Below are 21,142 nucleotides of genomic sequence, written 5' to 3'. Positions count from 1 at the left end.
CCGGTGAACGGGGCTGTCCAGGACGGTTCCGAGCAGTGATCACACCAGCTGCGACGGCATCATTTCAGTTGCTGTGGCCCTTCCCAAGACCGATCCTGTGTGCTCGGTCAACGAGGAGGAAACATGGGGCTCGTTCTGTTCCCCGGAGACGACGACACCAGCAGCCCGGACGTGTCCTGGTCCTACACCGGCTTCGGAGTGTTCCGGGAGTGGTTGGCGCGGGCCGAGGGCTTCACACTGGACGAGATGCGCGGCTTCGGTGGATCGCGCCCCTGGAGCGACGTCACCACCGCCTTGGCGCCACTCCTCGATCACCCTGACGACGACGGACCCGAACTGACACCGATCCAGTGCGCCGCGATCCTGCCCCGCCTCCAGGAGCTCGCCGACCAGTGCCACGAGGGAAGCGTCGCCCCGTTCCTCCAGCAACACATCGACCACGCACGCCAGTTGGCGATTGTCCTGCAGCTTTGCGTCGAGAAGGACGTCGACCTCGTCTTCGGCTGACGCAGGTCGGCATCACCGGTTCACCGTGACGAGCAGTTCCGTTTCAGGAATGCCTCGTGCGTGTCCGCTCATCGTTCCCATCGCACGTGCAGTCGGCGGAAGCCGTGAAGCCAGGCAACGGTCCGCTCGACCACATACCGGTAGACACCCAAGCTGGAGCCGTGCTCCACGCCGTGCGATGGCGGGCACGATGCCGCGGGCGCGGACCTGTTTGCGGTAGCAGTCGTGGTCGTAGCCGCGGCCGGCGTAGAGCGTGACCGCTCGGCGACGGGGCCGGCCGCCCCGACCGCGGACGGGCGGGGGGGGGGGCGTCCAGCAGAGGCAGCGGGTGGGTGACATCGTTGCGGTTCCCGCCGGTACCTGCGAGGAATCAACCACGCAGCGGGACCAGTCCAGCTTCCGTTCCGCGTTCAGCTCGGCGAGCAGGACCTCGTGCAGCCGCCCAAGGAGCTCGGGTTCGGTTCAGGCATGACGTGCTGGCGTCGGCTGTGGGACTGGAACGAGGCCGGGGTCTGGCAGCAGCGGCTCGATCCGCTCCCACAGCTCATCCGACACGATCCGCGGTGATGCCCCCACGCATCGGACAACGCTCAACTCGCCGTACAGGCATGGACATCACTGCTAGGCCACCTCATTGTGTTAGCCGTTGCGAGTCGGTGCGAGAGGTGAGATGGCGGATGAGCAGGAAAGCGAGCCAGGATGCCGGCGGTCAGTGCGGCTCGATGCACGACGCCAGGAATCGATCGATACGGGCATTTGCCTCACGTGCCGAGGGATGCGCGGTCTCGGTGAAAGCGTGGTCCGCTCCTGGGTAGAGCGCGATTTCGGCACGGCCGCCGGCCGCGAGCCAGCGGCAGTACATGAACATCGAATCGTCGAGCATGGCATCGAGCGTGCCCACGGTGAACAGCGCGGGCGGCATCTCGCTGAGGTCGCCGTACAGCGGTGACAGGTCCGCGTCGCGACGTAGCGAGACGTCGGGAGCATAGGCATCGACGATTTTCGCGATACTGGCGGCCTTCAGAGTTCCTGTGCGTGCGCGAGTCTGGCTCGGTGTCATCGTCGAGTCGTAGACCCCGAAACTGAGTGCTGCCCCGCGGAAACGCTCCGCCAGGCCACGGTCGCGCAGGCGCTGAAGGGTCGCCACAGCCAGCAACGCGCCCGCGGACTCGCCGACGATGAGGAGGGTCTCGGCTCCGAATCGCTCCCCTGCGTGCTTCAGTAGCCACTGAGCGGCTTCTGCACAGTCGTCCCACGCCGCCGGGTACGGATTTTCGGGTGCCAGCCGGTATTCGACACTGACGCATGTCGCCACGACCGCATCCGCCATCCTCTCCAGGAGGACGTCCTGGTGCGCCGCGCCGCCGAGTACGAAGCCGCCGCCGTGGATGTGCAGCAGCACGGCCCGGGGACGAGCGTTCGGGACCACGTGAAGAGACAGGTGGTCGGCGATCTGGATGTCGAACGCACGGGGTGACGGCGGTGGCAACGGCATGAAGCCGCCGCTGCGTGCTTGATCGATGCCGACGTCCCAGATGTCCGGAGGATCGCCGAACTGCCGGGCCATGGCCGCGTTGAACGCGGCCACATCCTCGGCAACGGCGCCAGGGCCGAAGGCGTCTGCTCGAAACTGCGGCACGTGTCCTCATTTCATGGTGCTCCCGGCTCTGCAGGGCCGACGCGGGCGCGCGTTGTAGCACCTCGTTGTCAGAGAACCGCTGCGTGTCGGGGCGATGGCTCAAGCGACTTGGTGCGCGGTGGGGGCGACTTGTGCGTAGGTGCCCTTGTGGAATATGAGCGGCGACGCGGACCGGCCGATCGTCATGGCGTCCACTTCGCCGAGTACCAGGAAGTGGTCGCCGGCCTCGGCCACGCTGTGGATCGAACACTCGATGTGGGCGACCGCCCCGTCCACCAAGGGCAGGCCATGCTCGGAGAAGCGGTGCACGACATCCGTGAACTTGTCGGGTCCTTGCCTGGCGAATGTGCGGCAGACCTCCTCCTGGTTCTCGGCCAGCAGGTTGACGCAGAACCGGCCTGTCTGGGCGATGCGCGGCCAACTCGTGGACTTCTTGTCCGGAAAGAACCCGACCAGCGGTGGATCGAGGGACACCGAGGTGAAGGTGCCGACGGTCATCCCGACCGCCTTGCCTTCGCTGGTGGTGGTCGTGATCACGCAGACGGCCGTCGGGTGGTGACTCATGGCGGCTCGGAAGTCCGCCGGGTTCATCGTCATCGCTTCGTCCTCATTCTCGGAGTCGGCTCGTGTGAGCCGAAGCGCGGGCTTGTGGCTTCCCGGCGATGTTCCTTTTTGGGGCATCTGACCCTGATGCACCTCACTCCGGCCAGCCAAAACATACATAGATTTTCACCATGAGGCAATACTTGTCGCTTCGTGGTAGCGTCCACGACATGGACGACGAGGTGCGACGCCGGGTCGGCGCGGGCGAAGACCCGAGGGGCAAGCAACTTCGGAGTGCGGACAACCGCCCCCACTCCGCGGCGATGCCGGGCAACACGGCGATCGTCACCGGCGGTGCCAGCGGCATCGGCCTCGGCATCGCCGAAGCTTTCCTCGACCGAGGGATGAACGTGGTCATGGCCGATGTGCGGGACGACCACCTCGCTCACGCCCAGGACCACCTGCGCCGCCACGGAAGCCGGCTGATGCCGCGTCGGCTGGACGTCACCGACAGACATGCCTGGCTCGATGCCGTCGAGGCGACCGGCGACCGTTTCGGCGCCGTCGACGTCCTCTGCCTGAACGCCGGCATCGGTGTTCTGGGGACGATCCTGCGCAGCAGGCCGGCCGACTGGGAGTGGCTGATGGGAGTCAACCTGGAAGGGGTCACCCATGGGTTGGAGACAGTGCTGCCCCTCATGCGCGCACGAGGCGCGGGCGGTCATGTCGTGGCGACCTCCTCCGCCGGCGGGCTCATGGTGGCGAGCGACGGCGGCGTCTACTCCACGGCGAAGTTCGGCGTGATCGCGGTGATGGACTGCCTGCGCACGGAGTTGTCGGCGGAGGGCATCGGGGTGACGACGCTCTGCCCGGCTGGGGTGAACACGAACATTCACGACCACGAGACGATGCGTCCCGCGGCGTATCGCGACAGCGGCCTGCGGGGTGACGACATCGAGCGCGCCAAGGCGCAGCAGGCGGCTCGGGAGATGCTGTCGAAAGGCGCCGACCCTCGCGACGTCGGCAAGCGAGTCCTCGATGCGATCGACGAAGACGCGCCGATGGTGTTCACCGACGGCGGCATCGCACCGGTCGTCACGATGCGACGCGATGCGCTCATGCGGGCGGCCCGGCTCACCGCTCCTGTGCGGAAGACTCTCCGGCCAGGCCGGATCGTTCTGGCTGAACCCGTGGGGGAGACGCGTGCGGGGCGCGCTCTCACGGCCCTGGGCTGCCAGGTGGACGTGCTCGACATGAAGGTGGTCGACACAGTGATGAAGGAGCCGGAGCGGCTGGGAGACCCGTCGGACGCTGCGCCGCTGGTCCTTGCCATCGCTCCGCAGAGCCCCGGGGGCTCACGTTCGGTCGACTGGACGGCGCAAGTGCATCAGGTCCTTCGGCGATGTTTCACCATCATCCGAGGTCTCGTTCCCGGTCGTATCGCGTCCTCCGGCGGCGGAGGCATCGCGGTCGTTCTGCCGACGACCGCACTCTTTGCCGACAGTGCCAGATGCGCGGACTCGGTGCTCGGCCGCAGCCTGGTCGGGCTCATCGAGGGGCTCCGGGCGGAACTCCTCGCCAGGAGGTCGGCCGTGACACTCGTCCTCACTCACGAGGGCGAGGAAGAAGCGGTTCTTGCGAAGCGAATCCATGACGCACTGCGTGACGGGCCGCTCTACGCCCTCCCCTCGTCGGCGACCGATGAGCGAGTAGCGAGTGTCTTCGATCCGTGGCTGGAGGCTCTCGCCCGGACCCCGTCGGACGTGGCTCTGCCCCCGCTCGGCCCGATGGGGGAGGTCTACCGCCTGGAGGCGGAAGACATGAAGGCACCCGACCCGTCCTGAAGCTCGGCGCCTGGCAACGCAGGTCGAAAAACCAGAAGGAGCGAATGATGCATGTAGGTATCGCGACCGGGTTTCAGCACCAGAGCGGAAACGAGGTCGACGACAGGCAGTTCCTGAAGGAAGACCTCGACATGGCGATCGAGGCGGAGGACCTTGGCTTCGAATCCATCTGGGTGACGGAGCATCACTTCTCCAACTACTCCATCTCTCCCTCGCCGTTGCAGTCGCTCGCCTATCTCGCGGGCAGGACCAGGCAAGTGAAGCTCGGAACGCAGGTCGTGGTATTGCCGTGGAACGACCCGGTGCGCGTCGCCGAGCAGGCGCTGTGGCTCGACAACGTCACGGAGGGCCGGCTGTTGCTCGGCTTCGGCCGTGGTCTCGGGAAGATGGAGTACGACGGCCTGCGGGTCGACATCAACCAGACCCGTCAACTGTATCGAGAGCACGCCGAGTTGATCATCACCGCGCTCGAGACGGGTGTCATCGAAGGCGGTGAGTTCACGAAGCAGCCTCGCCGCGAGCTGCGTCCGCGGCCGTTCAGAAGCTTCGAGGGACGCATATTCGGATCGGCCGGCTCGCCGGAATCGGTTCGGACCGTTGCCGAACTGGGCATGGGCGTCATGATCATCAACCCGGAGCCGCGCGCCAATCTCGGTGTCGACGTCGACACCTACCACCAGGTGTGGGGAGAGACGCACGGTGCGCGACGCTCGGCCCCCGCGCCGATGTTGTCGGGCACCATCTTCGTCGACGAGAGCAGCGATCGCGCCAAGGAGATGTCCATCAAGTACCACCGGGTGAACTTCCGCGCCGCAGTGAAGAACTACGGCATGGCCGAGGAGAGCTTCGGCACGACCAAGGGCAACGAGTTCTACGCGAAGATGCGGATCTCGCCCGAGAAGATCGAGGAGATGGCCGAGAACACGGCAAAGGTGATGCCGGCCGGGAACCCGACCGAGGTGATCGAAGCGCTCGAGCGGATCAACGCGGACCTGAACCTGCAGGGATTCTTCCCGCACTTCCACTTCGGCGGCATGCCGCGCGCGGAGGCCGAGCGGAACATGCGTCTGTTCGCGGACAAGTGCCTTCCGGAGGTCAAGAGCTGGCCCTGCGAGGGCACTCTCGACGGCCGGTCGCGCGAGCTTCAGACCTCCTGATCGCTCGCCTGGGGCAGCCTGCGAGGCGGTCGTACCGTGACGCCTCGTGCTGTCAGGTTGGGCTCGCGACTGCCGCCCGTCGCCCGAACAGTCGTTGCCGGGCCAAGTGTGCCCACACCGCAGCATTCGCTGGTGATCCGCGGCTTTTCGCCGCAGTCATTCAACAAGGAGAGGCACGTCATGACCGCTCCGATGCGCGCGCAGCAGCGCACGGCACCCTTCATTTCGATTGCGCCTCCGGAGCCCGATCTGTCCGCAGGGGCACTGATCCTGCGTGCCGAGGAGATGCTCGGGCATCTTCGCGATCGCCAGGCGGAGACGGAGGCGGCGGGAAACGTCCTGGCGGAGACCAACCGGGACATGGTGGAGGCGGGCTTCTACCGTGTGATCCAGCCGCGTCTGTTCGGTGGCTACGGCTTCGACTTGCCGACCTTCGTCCGCCTGGTCACGGCGGTGGCGCGGGGCTGTCCGGAAACTGCCTGGGTGCTCTCCATCGTGTCGGGACACGTGCATCAGCTCGCTACTTTCCCCCTGGACGGCCAGCGGGAGGCGTACGGCGCCCTCGGCGATTTCCGAGCGCCGGAGGTGGCCGCCCCGCAGGGGACCGGTGTGGCGGTGCCGGGAGGCTTTCGGGTGAGCGGTGCGTGGGACTACGCATCCGGGTGCGCTCACGCCACCCACATCCTGCTGGCGTTCCAGGTCGACGGCCCTCGGTCGGGTGAGTCGCCCTTGCGGATGGGGCTGTTCGAACGCGCCGACTACGAGATCGTGCGGAACTGGGACGTGATCGGTATGCAGGGCACCGGTTCCGACCGTGTCGTGATGAACGAGGTCTTCGTGCCGGCGCACCGGACCAAGTCGTACCCGCAGACAGCGGCGATGCCCCCTGCCGAGGCCTACCACGACAGCTCGCTCTTCTACGGCCCCGCTCGGCCCTTCATCATCACCGAGTCCGTCGCAGTGATCGTCGGTGCCGCAGAAGGCGCACTCGATGTCTACGAGGAGACCTTCCGGGCGCGGAAGGCGACCGGCCCGGCCGGGGCCGCACGGGCCGATCTGGCCGAGTACCAGTTCAACTTCGGACGTTGCCGTGCCCTGGTCGATACGGCGCGAGCCGCGCTGCTGCAAACCGCGGCCGACTACATGGAGATCGCGGAACGAACGCTCACGACAGGCCAACCATGTTCGGAGGACGACAGCCGGCGCCTGACGATGGTGATGCTGCAAAGCGTCCATCTCGCGCACGAGGCAGTCGACATCATGTTCCGCACGGTGGGCTCTTCGGCGGCGAGGAAGGATGCGCTGCTGGGCCGGTACTGGCGCAATGTCGGCGTGCTGCGCGGCCATCTCGCGCATCAGTCCGACAGCGCTGCGATCAACTATGGTCGCGTTCATTTCGCTCACTCACCTGTAGGGATATCGTGATGGACTCAAGTGACCTGACCGGCCTTCTCGCTGACTATCTGTCCGCGCTGTCCAGTGGCGCACCGGAAGCGCTCGGATTCCATACTGACTTCCGCGGCACCGAGAACGGTGCGCTCGTGGAGATCGGCCACGGACTGTGGCGTCGGGCGCCGCAATTCGGAGGGATCAACAGCTTCGCCGATCCCCTCACCGGCCAGGCGGTCTGCATGGGCGTGGTGACATTCGAAGGTGGCCGGCCCCAGCCTTTCGCGCAACGTATTCAGATGCGCGGACAGCTGATCCTCGAAGCCGAAGCGATCGTCAGTTCCGATTCCCATGGGCATTTCGCCGACGCCTCCCACCTTCTGAAGCCCGACATCATTTATTCAGCGGTAGTTCCGGCGGACCGCCGCGTCGACCGAGAGGGACTGCGTGCGGCGGCCAATTCATACTGGGAGGGATTGGAGCAGAGTGATGGGATGATTCCGCGTTTCAACTATCGTTGCGACAAGTTCGACAACGGCGCGAAGACGACCAATACCTTGCGTACGCTCCTGTCGCCCGACGCGAAGGTTCACAGTTGTGCGTCCGCGCTCAACGACACCCGTGCGGCGCGCCCGCTCGCACGTGAGCGCCGATTTCCGGTGCTCGACACAGAGTTGGGCGTGGCAGCGAGCTTCGTGGTGGTCGACTTTCACCCCATCCCGGACCATCCGCGGCCCGACGCCGGAGCCATGTACATGCTGGGAGTTTTCAAGGTGGTGGACGGCGAGATTCGGATCATCGACGAGATCCGGGAGATCCTTCCCTTGAAGGCCTCCTCGGGTTGGTGGCGGCAGGATGGAGAGAGCGGCAGTGGCTGAGGAAACGCAGCGAAGCGGGACAAGTTCGGACCGGATGCTGTCGGTGATGGACTTGTTCACCCCTGAGCAGCCGGAGTGGACGGTGGAGCAGGCGTGCGTGGCGATGGGCCAGTCCGAGAGCACCGTCTACAGGTATTTTCGGAGCCTGGCGGCGGTTGGACTGATCTTCAGCATCAGGCCGGGTCGCTACCTGCTCGGGCCGGGCATCATCCACTACGAACGGCAACTGCGCCTTTCCGACCCACTGATCCGCGCCGCGGAGCCTGCCGTGGTGAAGATGGCAGCGGAGTACGCTGAACAGGGCCTGATCTTTTTGAGTCGCATCTATCGCGATTCCGTCATGACGACGCACGAGCATCGGATCAGCGCTGAGCCGTTCCCGGAGGGCGCGTTCGGCAGGGGGCGTCTGGCCCCGCTGTTCCGGGGAGCTCCCGGGCTGGCCCTCCTCTCCTTTCTTGAGGTGCGGACCGTTCGGTCGATCTACCAGCGGGTCGACTCAGGTGACGCCGAGTGGCTTGCCTTCAAGCGGCGCATGCGGGCGGTTCGCGGGCTCGGCTACGCCGTCGGTGTGGATGATCCCGACCCGGGCGTCCTGCACGTGTCGATTCCCCTGAAGCAGGACGGGCACGGCATCGCGGGCAGCCTGACCGTTGCCCTCGCCAGCGGGCCCGACAACGCGGCAGCCATCGAAAAGTCGGCCGCGCTGCTCGCGGTCGCAGCGAAAGAGATCGCACTGCAGGCGCGCAAGGATGCACCGGAATGATCCGGTTCCCGGTGGCCCTTTCTGTGCGGGTGAAGTGGAGGACAAGGCATGAAGAACGTCCACGTGATCGGCCCGGAGGCGGCGGCCCGCATTGTCGCCGACCGACCGATACTTCGACGCCCTGCACAGCCATTTGCCCCCTGCCGCTCGATCCGCAGGCACGCAAGGCCGAGAACACCATCGCCATTCCGATGGGCGAAGGGGCCCCCTTGTCCGACTGGTCGCATCCGGTACACACGCCCGCAGGTACTCCTGTGAGGGGGCGCGTTCGTCTTGGGCTTCGAAGAGATCGACATGGAGGACTTCAGCCGCCGCGATGCCTCATACGTCAGCCGTCCGAGTCGACGCGATCATTGCGGTGCTCGAGCGGCACCTCCTGTATGGCCGCGTCACGGGGTAGCTCGACTCGAGATGAAGTGAGGAAGACATCATGGCACTGCTCGACTCCACGGATTGGACGGAGGATCTCCTCCGGAGGCTGGACCAAGAGTTCGGGTGATTCGTACGACTCCTGTGAGCCCGCCACGGGGGACACGTTGGGCAGGGTAGGCGCGGCGACGCCGGACGACCTCGCGCGGGCGGTGGAGCGGGTGACGGAGGCTCAACGGAGTCGGGCGGCGCTGCCGTACATCGAGAGGGCGCAGGTGCTGCGGCGCGCGGCCCGAGCCTTCGAGGAGAACCAGGCAGAGATCGCGGACAGGATCGTGCGGGAGCCGGGAGCACTGCGGCCGTTCGCGGAGTTCCAGTCTTCGAACGGAGGCGCCGAGGAGTGCTACGAGGCAGCCGCCCTGGCTGCGGCGCCGTACGGCGAAGTCCTCCGTTCCCTTGACGAGCGATTGTCCATCTCGCGCCGCTTCCCGGTCGGCGTCGTCGGCGTCATTGCCCCGTTCAACGCTCCCATGCTGCTCGCCATGCGCGCCGTGGCGTCGGCGTTGGCCCTCGGAAACGCGGTTGTGCTGAAACCGGGCCCGCGCACGGCGATCTGCGGTGGCGTGGCGATCGCTGGTGTCTTCGAAGAAGCGGGCCTGCCTGACGGACTCCTGCACGTGCTGCCCGGTGGCGCCGATGTGGGCGCAGCGCTGGTGGATCACCCGCAGGTACCGGTCATCGCTTTCACGGGCTCCACCCGCGCCGGCAAGGCCATCGCCGCTGCGGCGGCGAAGCGGCTCAAGCGGACGCACCTGGAGTTCGGGGGTAACTCCGCGTTGATCGTTCTCGACGACGTCGACCTGGAAACGGCCGCGTCCGTCGGCGCGTTCGGCTCGTTCCACCACGCCGGCCAGATCTGTATGGCCTCCAGCCGACACCTGGTTCACGCCGGGGTCGCCGACGAGTACGTCGAGCTCCTTGCGCAGCGTGCGCAAGCCGCGGTGGTGGGCGCCCCGGCCGGAGGCGACGTCGCGGTGGTGGGCAACCCGGCCGGAGGCGACGTCGCTGTGGGACCGATGATCGACCAACGACAGCTTGAGGCAGCACATGCTGTCGTCACGGACTCCTTCGCGGTGGGCGCGCGGCTCGTGACCGGCGGGACTTACGAGGGACTGATGTACCGGCCCACCGTCCTGGCAGACGTGCCGCTCACGGCTCGCGCCCACGCGGAGGAGATTTCCGGCCCGGTCGCTCCAGTGGTGCGGTTCCACGACCTGGACGAGGTGTCCAAGCTCGCCGCCGATACGGAGTACGGGCTGTCCTTTCGGTGGCCGTGGCGACTCCGGCAATGGATCCCGGCACGGTGGTGCCGCCGCGAACTTGGAGGCCTTCACGGAACAGCAGTGGGTCACGGTCCGCGGTGACATCCCCACGAGGTGCAAGGGACATCCTGCACCCGCGGTGTCCGTCCAGGAGGGACTGCTGCGGGCTCGGCCGGAAGGCCGCTGCTTCCCTACTCGGCCACCGTACGTTGGCCCATGAGCCCGACCTGTGATCTGTGAAGCCCCTGCCAGTTTTGCGATCGCGAGCGGCGGGTCAAGAGTTGGCGCTGCTTCCGACGCCGTGGCGACAAGAAGGACGACATGAGAGATCTGACGAACAAAGTGGCGTTTGTTACCGGTGGGGCGAGTGGGATTGGCTTGGGGATCGTTCAGGCCCTCCTCGCTCATGGCGTCCGCGTCGCCGTAGCGGATTTGCGGTCCGATCACCTCGATGAGGCTCGCTCTGTCCTCGGTGACGGACCATCCACCGAATTCTTGGAGGTCGACGTCATTGATCGCCCAGCGATGGCCGACGCGGCGGATCGGGTCGTCCAGCGCTTCGGTGCCGTACACATCCTCGTCAACAATGCCGGCGTCGGCACCGCACCCACCGTCGAGGCGATGCGCTACGAGGACTGGGACTGGGTGCTCGGAGTGAACCTCGGCGGTGTGATCAATGGCATCATGAGCTTTCTGCCGCACATGCTGCGCCAGAACGAGGGCGGGCATATCGTTTCGACATCCTCGATGGCGGGCCTGCTTCCCGCGGCGGACAATTTTATCTACGCCGCGTCCAAATACGCGGTCCGCGGGTTGGGGGACTCGTTGCGCCTCTCGCTCGCGCCGCACGGCATCGGGGTCTCGACGCTCTATCCGGGGCTGACTCGCTCCCGCATGCTGCTGGCCGAGCAGAACCGCCAGGCGCAGTTCGGCACCGGAAAGATGGCGGACCAGCCTGTCGGCGCCAGTGGGCCGACCGGGGTTGCCGGCATGGATCCGCGGGAGATGGGCGATATGGTCGTACACGCCATCCTCAACAACAAGGGCCATATTCTGAGCCACAGCGAGTTCCGCGGAGAGGTAGCCGAGAATTACGAAGAACTCCTGGCCGCCTTTCCAGTCGGGCAGGACGTCGGCCGCGATCGCCTCGAATTCCAGGCCATGATCCGCGAGCGCACGAATTCCGCCAGAGTCGCGATCGACCGGATGAACGGCGCGGACAGCTCGGACAGGGCGGAATGAGGCGCCTTCAACAACGCGGTCGACTGACCTCCCAACCACGCGAAGGGTCATCCGAGATGATTCCATTCGGGGACGTCCGTCTATGTCGAGCCACATATGGTGGTTATCCGGAACGTCCTCACCCTGGCTGCTGGCGGTTGAGGAGGACGACGATCCTCGCATCATGACCAGAAGATCGAGATCAGAAGCCCGTGCGCTCGACGAGCCAGCCGAAGGTGGCCAGGCTGGTGCCGTGTGGCTGGCCGCGTTCGGCGGTCGCGGGTGGGATGCCGCGCCGGCGCAGGAGCCGGCGGTACTTGTCGTCGTGGCCGCGGTCGGCGAAGAGAATGTCGGGCCCTCTGCGTGGCCGGCCGACGACGCCGGCCACGGACCGGGATCTTGTCCAGCAGCGGCAGCAGTTGGGTGACGTCGTTGCGGTTGCCGCCGGTCAGCGACATGTGTCAGGCCTGGGCGGCGCGTTCCGGTGGGAGAAGCCCCGGCGGCGAGCCACGTCGACGTGCATACGTCCAGTTCGTAGTGACGTCAGCCGTCGGACTTCGAGACGCGCCACAGGAGAAGGGAGAGCCCAGCCCGCTGCCTGCCGCGGCCCGCGCTGGGGTCGTAGCCGAGTTGGCCACCGAGCCAGGCGATGCGCTCCTGGAGGGTCGAGTGGTGCACATGCAGCATGGCCGCGGCCCGGCGGATGCTCGGTTGGTCGTGGACTGCCTGAAGGGTGTCGACCACCCACGGATGGCCTGCAAGGAGGTCGTCGATCCGGCTCACGTCGGGCACGCCGCTCGCCGCGGCGGGCGTGAATCTCTCGATGATCTCCGCAAGCACGCCGAGGTCGTCATAACGCACGAGCGAGGGCGCCAGGCCGCCGACGTCCGCGGCAATCCGAAGGGCGGTGCGGGCATGCTCCAGCGCCGTGGGTAGTTCGATCGGGCTCTCCGCGAGATCCGCACCTGCCCGAATGTCCTCGGGGAGCAGGTAGGCGGCCGGCATGAGCGCGACCGAGTCGGCGCCGATCCGTGCGCGCCATGGCGTGGGAAGGTCGACAGTTGACCCGACGACGACCATCACCGGGCCGGCGAGCCCGAGCCGCCGGGCAGCGTTCTTCCTGTCATCACCGCCGGCGTCCGGGTCGCACGCGATCCGCACCTGAGCTTCGGAGGTGCGCTGCGTCGCTTCTCCGGCCAGCGCACTGAGCGCTTGGGCCGCACGCTCGAGGATGAGCGTGTCCAGCGGACCGTCCGGCCCGACGCGCTCCAGCCAGACGGTCGAACCGGGGCGGCCCAAGACCGCCATCCGCGGCCAGGAGTGCTCCTGGGCGGCGTCGAGTGTCCGACCGTCCGGGGCGAAGCGGATGGTGGACGCCCGGGACGCGTCGTGGAACCCGGCCGGGCACCCGGCCAAGCCGGTCACGGCACGGACGACCGCTGACATCGAAGCACGCGCGGCGACCAGGCCGTCGAACTGCTGGATCACTCGCAGTGCGCTGGCCATGTCATCGTCGACGACCTCGAGCTTGCCGATCAGTTCCCGCACCTGGACCTCCCCTGCCATGATCGTCCAGGAGCGTCGCGCCGTCCAGTGGCCTCACGCCTCCAAGGCGCGACGCAGGAACTCGTCCCGCGTCGCGTTCGAAGCGCGAGAGATCGCGGCGTGAGGAGCCATGCCGTCGAAGCCGTGGAACCCTCCACCCCACAGGTGGAGGTCGACGCTGACCCCGGCTTGGGAGAGCCGCTCGGCGTATCGGAGTACGGCGTCACGGAAGGTGTCGGCCGACCCGCAATCGAGGTAGGTGCGTGGCAGGCCGGCGAGATCCTCCGCCCTGGCCGGCGCGGCGTAGGGCGACACGTCGGGACCGCCCCTGCGTTCGCCCAGCAGCGCGGTCCACCCGAAAAGGTTGTCGTTGCGGTCCCACAGACCCTCGCCGTCCAGCATCCGGCTGCTGGGGTCATCGAAGCGGTCGTCGAGCATCGGGCAGACCAGCACCTGGTGAGTAAGGGCAGGGAATGCCCGGTCACGCGCGAGGAGTGCCGTGCCTGCTGCCAGGCCACCTCCGGCGCTGCCGCCGGCGATGATCAGTCGCTGAGGGTCGACGCCGATGGCGGTGGCGTTCTTCGCCGTCCACACCAAGCCGGCGTAACAGTCCTCGACCGGTGCGGGGTCCGGGTGTTCGGGCGCAAGTCGGTACTCGACGGACACGACGGCCGCTTTGCCCTCGGCGACGTAAGGCAGGAACAACTCAACGGCGAAGCGGCGGTCGCCGATGACCATTCCCCCGCCGTGAATGTAGTAGATCGCGGGTACCGGACCGGCCGTACGCGCGGGTCTCAGGATCAGCAGCGTGATGTCGGGGGCGCCGTCGGGGCCGGGGACATCACGCTCGTCCACCATGACCGCACCTCCGACTGTGAGATCGGTCGGCTCTGTACCAGGCAGTCCGTCGGCCGCCATCTGCCGGATCGCGGGCAGATTCTGGGGATTCATCGGCAGCATCCCGGCCTTCATCGCCGCGAGCACGGGCTCGAGTTCCGCGTCGAACGGCGGTCGGACCGGCCTGTCAGAGAAGACGTCATCGATGGTGCCGGTCATGGTCACTCCTCTTGCGGAAACGGGTGGTACCAACCTGCTCCTCCGGCAGGGCCGCCGACACCCGCCCAGCGGCGGCCATCACATCGCTTGCCCCCGCCATTCGGCGGGGGCCGGATCATGGAACGTCGGTGGGTGCGAACGCCCAGGGTGCGACCGTGCGGACATGGACCAGGCATCGCGTTGCGATAGAAGACCCAGCGACCCAAGCGTGCCACTTACGGGGCGGCGTAGGCGTCGACTGCTCGGGCCGAGTGATCTCTGGGGTGCGATCACACGAGGACGTATCGACATGTACCCAGGTGTGTAGGGCACGCGCTCGTTCGGGACCCGATGCGCTGGTCGCAGGTAGGCTCCACCTATGACTCAGGTCTCCGACCGTGGAACCTGTCCCTCGGGGCCGGTTGTGTTCACGACGGTCGGGCTTCCCGAAGAGCAACGCATCGAGTTGTGGGAGAGCCACAACGCCGACGCGCTGATCGGGTTGCGCTGTCGCACGCTGACCGCAGCCGTCCTCGAGGCGACCGAGATCAACGTGCAGTTGGAGCGTGTCCACCTCGCCCGTGTGCGTGGCAGCTCGCACGTCGTCGAGCGTGATCTGACCATGGTCCGCCGGCGACCGGCCGAGTCCGTCGCCCTGTTCTTCAGCCTGGCCGGCGAGGCGTTTTTCTATCACGACGACGGTGTGCGGACCGTGCAGCCCGGTCAGATACTGATGTGCGACGCCGATCGGCCCTTCATGCGGGGCTTCTCCCTGGGACTGGAGGAGCTGGTCCTGAAGCTCCCTCATGAGCTCTTCGCGGATGTCACCGGCATCGATCGCCTCGCTCGTCCGATGGTCATGAACTTCGCTGCCGGTGCGAACTCCTTCGCGCACACCCTGGCGCGGCAGGTCGGCGCCGCCGCCCGGGACCAGGACGCGAACCCCGCCGACGAGCAGACCCTCCTCGAACTGGTCGCGGCTCTCGCGGGCAAGAACCGGGACAGCGGCCTGTCGAGCGCCCATCGGGCCGCCGCACTCACCTACATCGATCAGCACCTGTCCGATCCGACCCTGTCGGCCGTCCAGGTCGCCGCCGCGGTCGGCATCAGCACGCGCCATCTGTCCCGGGTGTTCGCCCGGGCCGGGACGACTGTCCCCAAACACATCCTCGGACGACGGCTGGAGAGGGCCCGGCTGCTCCTCGAGAAGCCCGCGGCGACATCGATGACGATCGCCGAGGTGGCCCACCACTGCGGCTTCACCTCGGCGGCGCACTTCTCCCATGCCTTCACGACTCACTTCGGTGAGCGGGCGAGTGACATCCGCCGCGGCGCTGTGACCGCGCGGTCCCTCCCGTTGGACTGACGGCGGACCCCGCACCGCGGCACCCCAACTGCCTGGATCGGCCATCTCTTTGCGTTCGCGCCGAGATGGGCGTCACGCGTCGACTACCTGGAGGTGGCGCCTGAGACTGCTCCTCGAGCGCCGGCGGACGACCGGCCGAGGAAGGCGAAACCATGCCCGTGTTCGAGGATGGCCAAACCGAGACAGAGTTGCCGCCGACGGCGACGGTCGAGACCGACGTCGTGGTCGTCGGCTCCGGCCCCGCGGGCGCCGCCGCGTCGCTGTTCCTTTCGACGCTGGACGTCCCGAACATCATGATCACGAAGTACCGGTGGACGGCGAACACGCCGCGTGCCCACATCACCAACCAGCGCGCCATGGAGATCTTCCGTGACATGGGCATCGAGGACCAGGTCCTGGCCGACGCCACGCCGCACGACCTGGTCGGCGACACCGTCTTCTGCACCTCGATCGCGGGGGAGGAGATCGGCCGGATACGGACCTGGGGAACCCGGCCGGACCGTGAGGCGGACTACCAGCTGGCGTCCCCCTGCCTGACCGTCGACATCCCTCAGACCTATCTCGAGCCGATCCTGGTCCGCAACGCGACCGCACGGGGAACCGAGTCCCGCTTCTCCACCGAGTACCTCTCGCACGCCCAGGACGCGGACGGCGTCAGCGTGCAGGTGCTTGACCGGCTCACCGGCGCGCAATACACCATCCGCGCCAAGTACCTCATCGGAGCCGACGGTGCCCGTTCGAAGGTCGCTGCCGACATCGGCCTGCCCTACGAGGGTGCCATGGACATCGCCGGCTCCATGAACATCACCTTCAGGGCCGACATCTCGGCGTACTGCGACCACCGCCCCTCGGTGCTCTACTGGGTCGTTCAGCCCGGCTCGAACGTCGGGGGGATCGGCGCTGGCCTCGTCCGCATGGTTCGTCCGTGGAACGAGTGGCTCATCGTCTGGGGCTACGACATCAACGAGGAGCCGCCGGTCGTCGACGAGGCTGCCGCCACCCAGATCGTGCGGAACCTCCTCGGCATGCCCGACCTCGACGTCGAGATCACCGGTACGTCGCTGTGGGGCAACAACGAGATGTACGCGACCCACCTACAGTCCGGCCGGGTGTTCTGCGCCGGCGACGCCATCCATCGCCACCCGCCGAGCAACGGCCTCGGATCAAACACCTCCATCCAGGACTCCTACAACCTGGCATGGAAGCTCGCCGCCGTCCTCAAGGGGCAGGCCGACCCGGCCCTGCTCGAGACGTACTCCGCGGAGCGTGCGCCGGTCGCCGAGCGCATCGTCAAGCGGGCCAACAAGTCCAGCCGTGAGTTCGTGGACCTCTTCGTCGCCCTCGGCGTCACCGCGGCGAAGACCGAGGAGGACATGGTCCGGCAGATCGAGGAGCGCAAGGCCAACACCCCGCAGGGCGCGGCCAAGCGCGAGGCGCTCGTGAAGGCGATGGAGCTGAAGAACTACGAGTTCAACGCCCACGGGGTCGAGCTCGGCCAGTTCTACGAGTCGAGTGCCGTCGTCTCCGACGGCACCAGCCGCCCCGAACCGAGCCGCGACCCCGACCTCTATCACGAGGCTTCGACGGTCCCCGGCTCGCGACTGCCACACGCCTGGGTCGGCGACAACAAGCGCCGGCTCGCCATGATGGACCTCGCGCCCTACGACCGGTTCACCCTCATCACCGGTATCGCGGGGGAGAAGTGGGAGGTCGCCGCGACCAAGGTGGCCGACGAGCTCGGCGTTCCCGTCCGGACGGTCGTGATCGGCCCCGGCCGGGAGGTCACCGACCTGTACTACGACTGGGCAAAGCTCCGCGACACCGACGAGAGCGGCGCGTTGCTGGTGCGGCCCGACAAGCACATCGCATGGCGCTCCGGTTCACTGCCGTCGGATCCCGAAGCAGCCCTGCGTGGAGCCCTCTCGCAGGTCCTCGGGAAGGACTCGCCCGCATGACGTTCCGCTTCGAGCACGAGACGTTGGGCCAGCGGGTCCGCTTCGCCTCGGGGACGGCACGAGAGGCCCTGGCCGCCGAGATCGAGTCCCTGGGGGCCACCCGCGTCATGGTCATCGCCGGCGCGGCCGAGGCAGACCTCGCCACGGACATCACCGAGGGTCTCCCCGTCGCGGTCCGTCACGACGAAGTGGTGATGCACGTGCCGGTCCCCGTCGCCGAGCGCGCACGCGCGGCCGCCGCACGCCACGACGTCGACCTCCTGGTCAGCGTCGGCGGGGGTTCGACCACCGGACTGGCGAAGGCCGTCGCCCTCACCGCCGGACTGCCGATCATTGCCGTGCCCACCACCTATGCGGGCTCGGAGGCCACGAACGTCTGGGGTCTGACCGAGGGCGCGAAGAAGACGACCGGCGTGGATGCGCGCGTGCTGCCGCGGGCGATCGTCTACGACGCCTCACTGATGCTCACGCTGCCCATCGAACTCAGCGTGGCCTCAGGGCTCAACGCGCTCGCCCACTGCGTCGACTCCCTGTGGGCGCCTCGCGCGGACCCCATCAACGCGGCACTTGCTGCTGAAGGGATCCGCGCGCTCGCCGCCGGCCTGCCGCGCATCGTCGACGATCCCGCCGATCTCGCAGGCCGTGAGGAGGCGCTCTACGGTGCGTACCTCTCCGCGGTCTCGTTCGCCTCGGCCGGCTCGGGACTGCACCACAAGATCTGCCACGTCCTGGGTGGCCGCTACGACCTTCCGCATGCGCCCACCCATGCCGTCGTGCTGCCCTACGTCCTCGCGCTCAACGCCCCGGCGGCTCCCGAAGCCGACGCGAGGATCGCCCGGGCCTTCGACGCCGATACCGGCCTGGACGGTTTGCAGGCTCTCCGTGAACGGCTCGACGCACCCCGAAACCTGCGGGACCACGGCTTCGAGGAGGACCGGATCGGCGACGCGGTCGAGGCGATCCTGCCGTCGGTGCCCGAGACCAACCCCGTCACAGTCACCCCCGAGAACCTCGAGCGACTGCTCCGCGGAGCCTGGGAAGGAGCGGACCCACGATGACGACCCAGAGCGATCGCGCAACGGTGACCGCCGAGCAGCACGCACGCGAGGAGGAACTCGTCCAGCGAGTCCTCGACTCCTTCGCGGGCACGCCTGACGAGCGCCTTCAGCAGATCATGCAGTCGGCGGTCCGGCACCTGCATGCGTTCCTGCGTGACGTCCGCCTGACCGAGCAGGAGTGGAAGCAGGGCATCGACTTCTTGACGGCTGTCGGGCACATCACCGACGACCGCCGTCAGGAGTTCATCCTGCTCTCGGACACGCTCGGCGCCTCGATGCAGACCATCGCGATCAACAACGAGGCCTGTGCCGACGCCACCGAGGCGACCGTCTTCGGCCCGTTCTTCGTCGAGGACGCCCCACGAATCGACCTCGGGGGCGACATCGCCGGCGGCGCCTCGGGCCAGCCGTGCTGGATCGAGGGCAGCGTCCGGGACACGAACGGCGCTCCGGTGCCGGGAGCTCGCATCGAGGTATGGGAGGCCGACGACGACGGCTTCTACGACGTGCAGTACGCAGACGGCCGCGTGGCCTGCCGCGCGCACCTGTTCAGCGACGCCGAGGGCCGATACCGGTTCTGGGCGGTCACCCCGACGCCGTACCCGATCCCGTACGACGGGCCGGTCGGCGCCATGCTGGCGGCGACCGGCCGATCGCCGATGCGTGCCTCTCACCTGCACTTCATGGTGACCGCACCCGGCCTTCGGACGCTGGTCACCCACATCTTCGTCCGCGGCGACGAGCTCCTCGCGAGCGACAGCGTGTTCGGGGTCAAGGAGTCTCTCATCAAGGACTTCGTCGAGGAGCCGGCCGGCGCCTCGCCCCCCGACGGGCGTGACCTCGCGGGCCGGTCGTGGTCGCACGCGCGGTTCGACATCGTCCTCGCACCCGCGGACGCGTGAGAAACGCATCGGCGGTCCCGCCGCGGCTCATGCCTCCAGAGCGCGACGCACGAACTCGTCCCGGGTAGCGTCGGCGACCCTGGAGATCGCGGCCCCGGACCGCGCCGAAGACGCGGCAGCATGGTCCGACGACCGGATCTGGACCGACCTGCAGGAGCGGGTGGTGGGGCCAACGGCTACGTGCTCAAGGAAGGTGCCACCATCAGCAGGATTGTCCGCCCGTTCCCGCAGCTTCGTGCCGGAGACCATGCGCTACGGCAACCTCGTCCTCGCCGGACACGCCAGGCACACCGCTCGTCCCACCGGCGCCAAGGGCCTGAACCTGGCGCTGGCCGATGTGCGCATCCTCTCCATGCATGTGCAGTCCCACCTGCAGCATGGCGTGGTGGCCCGGACCAGTACGTCGATCGCGCGTTGCGGCGGCTGGGGAAAGCACAGCACTTCTCGTACTGGGTGACCACGATGCTGCACCCTCTGCCTGACGCCAGCCCCTTCGACGTAGGGCGACAGGTCGGTGAGCTGCGCCCCCTCCGGCTGGCCGGACCAGAGGTGAGCACGATGCCTCGACGCTCTACCCGTGACTTCGCTTTCGCAGCGATCGCACGAGAATGAGCCACAGACGTCGCGTCTCGATATCCGAGTCGCACTGTCCTCAAGGAGATCCGTTGACCATCAAGACACCGCTCCGCCTTCCCCTCGACGCCATACCGCCCGCGTTCGCGGACCCCGGAGCCCTCACGCCGGTCGAGGCCGGCGACGTTCGGCGGTACCGGGATGTCGAGTACGCCCGCCTTGACGGCTACCGGCCGCTGTTGCTGGACCTCAGCATTCCGAGCACGCACGGACTTTCTCCGCTGGTCGTGCTGATCCACGGTGGAGCATGGCTGGGCGGAAGCAAGAACATCGAGCCCCCTGACATCGCCGACTTCGGGGTCCTGCAGTCGCGGCTCCTGGAGGAGGGAATCGCTGTGGCCTCCATCCAGTACCGGCTCTCGTGCGAGGCGACATTCCCCGCCCAATTGCACGACGTCAAGGCTGCGATCCGATGGTTGCGCAACGCGGCGCCGGCGCTCGGGATCGACCCCGAGCGGATCGCAAGTCTCGGGGCCTCTGCGGGTGGTCATCTCGCGGTGTTCCTGGGCACCAACACGACTGCGATGGATCTGGAGGGAACCGTTGGTCTGACCGGCCCGTCCTCAGCCGTGTGCGCGAGTGTCGGCTGGTACCCGCCCACGCGGCTGGACACGATGGAAGCCGAGAGCATGCCCGGGACGCCGTTCACTGCGCACAGCGCTCCGGACTCGCCGGAGTCACGCCTGATCGGTCACGCGGTCAGCGAGCGCCCGGACCTCGCTCGACACGCCAGCCCGATCTCGCATGTCAGCGGTGCGACCGCGCCGACCTTGCTCGTCCATGGCACGCTCGACCAGGTGGTCCCGCACGAGCAGAGCGTCGCGCACCACGGTGCGCTGGATGAGGCCGGCGTCCCGAACAGGCTCGAGCTTGTCGAGGGCGCCGACCACGGCTTTTTCGGCGGTGACGTCGATGCCATCGTCGAGACCACGGTTGCGTTCCTGCGCGAGCACCTCAGCTTCACCAAGGAAGACAGCTGACCGCATGGCTCTCGCTCCGCGGAAACGCGGGTCGGG

17 protein-coding genes and 4 pseudogenes are annotated in these 21,142 nt (G+C 67.5%); 15 read left to right on the top strand and 6 right to left on the bottom strand.

Annotation, left to right across the window (positions count from 1 at the left end; all coding sequences use genetic code 11):
• Nucleotides 1-123: 123 nt before the first annotated feature.
• Entirely contained in the window at nucleotides 124-507 is a 384-nt protein-coding gene (locus tag AQJ54_RS41620) for a hypothetical protein (protein ID WP_062246693.1), read from the top strand.
• 71 nt (nucleotides 508-578) lie between these two features.
• Here the strand turns inward: AQJ54_RS41620 and AQJ54_RS47290 are convergent.
• A pseudogene (locus AQJ54_RS47290) lies at nucleotides 579-969 on the bottom strand (IS5/IS1182 family transposase); the annotation flags it as partial.
• On the opposite strand from AQJ54_RS47290, the pseudogene AQJ54_RS47940 reads away from it, so the two are divergent.
• Nucleotides 949-1,029, top strand: a pseudogene (locus tag AQJ54_RS47940) (IS5/IS1182 family transposase); the annotation flags it as partial. The pseudogenes AQJ54_RS47290 and AQJ54_RS47940 sit on opposite strands and share 21 nt — an antisense overlap.
• Before the next feature lie 187 nt (nucleotides 1,030-1,216).
• On the opposite strand, the gene AQJ54_RS41615 reads toward AQJ54_RS47940, so the two are convergent.
• Both AQJ54_RS41615 and AQJ54_RS41610 read right to left on the bottom strand, forming a co-directional pair.
• Complete coding sequence (locus AQJ54_RS41615) at nucleotides 1,217-2,146, bottom strand: alpha/beta hydrolase (protein ID WP_062246691.1); 930 nt, start codon at nucleotides 2,144-2,146, stop codon at nucleotides 1,217-1,219.
• Between the two features lie 99 nt (nucleotides 2,147-2,245).
• Entirely contained in the window at nucleotides 2,246-2,743 is a 498-nt protein-coding gene (locus tag AQJ54_RS41610) for a flavin reductase family protein (protein ID WP_062246689.1), read from the bottom strand.
• A gap of 176 nt (nucleotides 2,744-2,919) precedes the next feature.
• Between AQJ54_RS41610 and AQJ54_RS43080 the strand changes: the two genes are divergently transcribed.
• The 7 genes and pseudogenes from AQJ54_RS43080 to AQJ54_RS41575 all read left to right on the top strand — a co-directional run bounded on the left by AQJ54_RS43080 (nucleotide 2,920) and on the right by AQJ54_RS41575 (nucleotide 11,653).
• Nucleotides 2,920-4,533 carry an SDR family oxidoreductase gene (locus AQJ54_RS43080; protein WP_063806518.1) on the top strand — a complete coding sequence of 538 codons (1,614 nt, stop codon included), beginning with the start codon at nucleotides 2,920-2,922 and terminating at the stop codon, nucleotides 4,531-4,533.
• Nucleotides 4,534-4,580: 47 nt separating this feature from the next.
• Entirely contained in the window at nucleotides 4,581-5,690 is a 1,110-nt protein-coding gene (locus AQJ54_RS41600) for an LLM class flavin-dependent oxidoreductase (RefSeq protein WP_062019165.1), read from the top strand.
• 180 nt (nucleotides 5,691-5,870) lie between these two features.
• Nucleotides 5,871-7,115: an acyl-CoA dehydrogenase family protein gene (locus AQJ54_RS41595; RefSeq protein ID WP_062246687.1), complete on the top strand. Its 1,245-nt coding sequence runs from the start codon at nucleotides 5,871-5,873 to the stop codon at nucleotides 7,113-7,115.
• Entirely contained in the window at nucleotides 7,115-7,957 is an 843-nt protein-coding gene (locus tag AQJ54_RS41590; protein WP_062246685.1) for a DUF8021 domain-containing protein, read from the top strand. The genes AQJ54_RS41595 and AQJ54_RS41590 overlap by 1 nt, the downstream gene beginning before the upstream one ends.
• Complete coding sequence (locus AQJ54_RS41585) at nucleotides 7,950-8,720, top strand: IclR family transcriptional regulator (RefSeq protein WP_248845585.1); 771 nt, start codon at nucleotides 7,950-7,952, stop codon at nucleotides 8,718-8,720. Before AQJ54_RS41590 ends, AQJ54_RS41585 begins: the two co-directional genes overlap by 8 nt.
• 430 nt (nucleotides 8,721-9,150) lie before the next feature.
• Nucleotides 9,151-10,517 (top strand): annotated as a pseudogene (locus tag AQJ54_RS41580) (aldehyde dehydrogenase family protein); the annotation flags it as partial.
• Nucleotides 10,518-10,732: 215 nt separating this feature from the next.
• The gene (locus AQJ54_RS41575; RefSeq protein WP_062246683.1) at nucleotides 10,733-11,653 is read left to right on the top strand and encodes an SDR family oxidoreductase; all 921 of its coding nucleotides are present in this window, start codon (nucleotides 10,733-10,735) and stop codon (nucleotides 11,651-11,653) included.
• A 190-nt stretch (nucleotides 11,654-11,843) separates the two neighbouring features.
• Here AQJ54_RS41575 and AQJ54_RS41570 read toward each other — a convergent pair.
• The 3 genes and pseudogenes from AQJ54_RS41570 to AQJ54_RS41560 form a co-directional block, all read right to left on the bottom strand.
• Nucleotides 11,844-12,090 (bottom strand): annotated as a pseudogene (locus tag AQJ54_RS41570) (transposase); the annotation flags it as partial.
• A gap of 85 nt (nucleotides 12,091-12,175) precedes the next feature.
• Nucleotides 12,176-13,180 carry a helix-turn-helix domain-containing protein gene (locus AQJ54_RS41565; protein ID WP_159055661.1) on the bottom strand — a complete coding sequence of 335 codons (1,005 nt, stop codon included), beginning with the start codon at nucleotides 13,178-13,180 and terminating at the stop codon, nucleotides 12,176-12,178.
• Between the two features lie 51 nt (nucleotides 13,181-13,231).
• The gene (locus AQJ54_RS41560; RefSeq protein ID WP_062019160.1) at nucleotides 13,232-14,233 is read right to left on the bottom strand and encodes an alpha/beta hydrolase; all 1,002 of its coding nucleotides are present in this window, start codon (nucleotides 14,231-14,233) and stop codon (nucleotides 13,232-13,234) included.
• Between the two features lie 358 nt (nucleotides 14,234-14,591).
• Here AQJ54_RS41560 and AQJ54_RS41555 point away from each other — a divergent pair, with 358 nt between their 5' ends.
• The 6 genes from AQJ54_RS41555 (at nucleotide 14,592) to AQJ54_RS41530 (ending at nucleotide 21,106) form a co-directional block, all read left to right on the top strand.
• Entirely contained in the window at nucleotides 14,592-15,578 is a 987-nt protein-coding gene (locus AQJ54_RS41555; protein ID WP_063806517.1) for a helix-turn-helix domain-containing protein, read from the top strand.
• A 152-nt stretch (nucleotides 15,579-15,730) separates the two neighbouring features.
• Nucleotides 15,731-17,533, top strand: a complete 1,803-nt coding sequence (locus AQJ54_RS41550) for an FAD-dependent oxidoreductase (RefSeq protein ID WP_062246677.1) — start codon at nucleotides 15,731-15,733, stop codon at nucleotides 17,531-17,533.
• Nucleotides 17,530-18,591, top strand: coding sequence for a maleylacetate reductase (locus AQJ54_RS41545; protein ID WP_062246675.1), 1,062 nt, complete (start codon nucleotides 17,530-17,532; stop codon nucleotides 18,589-18,591). Before AQJ54_RS41550 ends, AQJ54_RS41545 begins: the two co-directional genes overlap by 4 nt.
• Nucleotides 18,588-19,493 carry an intradiol ring-cleavage dioxygenase gene (locus AQJ54_RS41540; RefSeq protein ID WP_062246673.1) on the top strand — a complete coding sequence of 302 codons (906 nt, stop codon included), beginning with the start codon at nucleotides 18,588-18,590 and terminating at the stop codon, nucleotides 19,491-19,493. The genes AQJ54_RS41545 and AQJ54_RS41540 overlap by 4 nt, the downstream gene beginning before the upstream one ends.
• Complete coding sequence (locus AQJ54_RS47545; RefSeq protein WP_079070299.1) at nucleotides 19,426-19,950, top strand: FAD-dependent monooxygenase; 525 nt, start codon at nucleotides 19,426-19,428, stop codon at nucleotides 19,948-19,950. The genes AQJ54_RS41540 and AQJ54_RS47545 overlap by 68 nt, the downstream gene beginning before the upstream one ends.
• 208 nt (nucleotides 19,951-20,158) lie before the next feature.
• Nucleotides 20,159-21,106, top strand: coding sequence for an alpha/beta hydrolase (locus tag AQJ54_RS41530; RefSeq protein WP_062246669.1), 948 nt, complete (start codon nucleotides 20,159-20,161; stop codon nucleotides 21,104-21,106).
• Nucleotides 21,107-21,142 lie beyond the last annotated feature (36 nt).

It is taken from the genome of Streptomyces griseorubiginosus (assembly GCF_001514195.1).
Taxonomy (GTDB): Bacteria; Actinomycetota; Actinomycetes; order Streptomycetales; family Streptomycetaceae; genus Streptomyces; species Streptomyces griseorubiginosus.
This window is presented reverse-complemented; position numbering and strand designations above follow the sequence as displayed.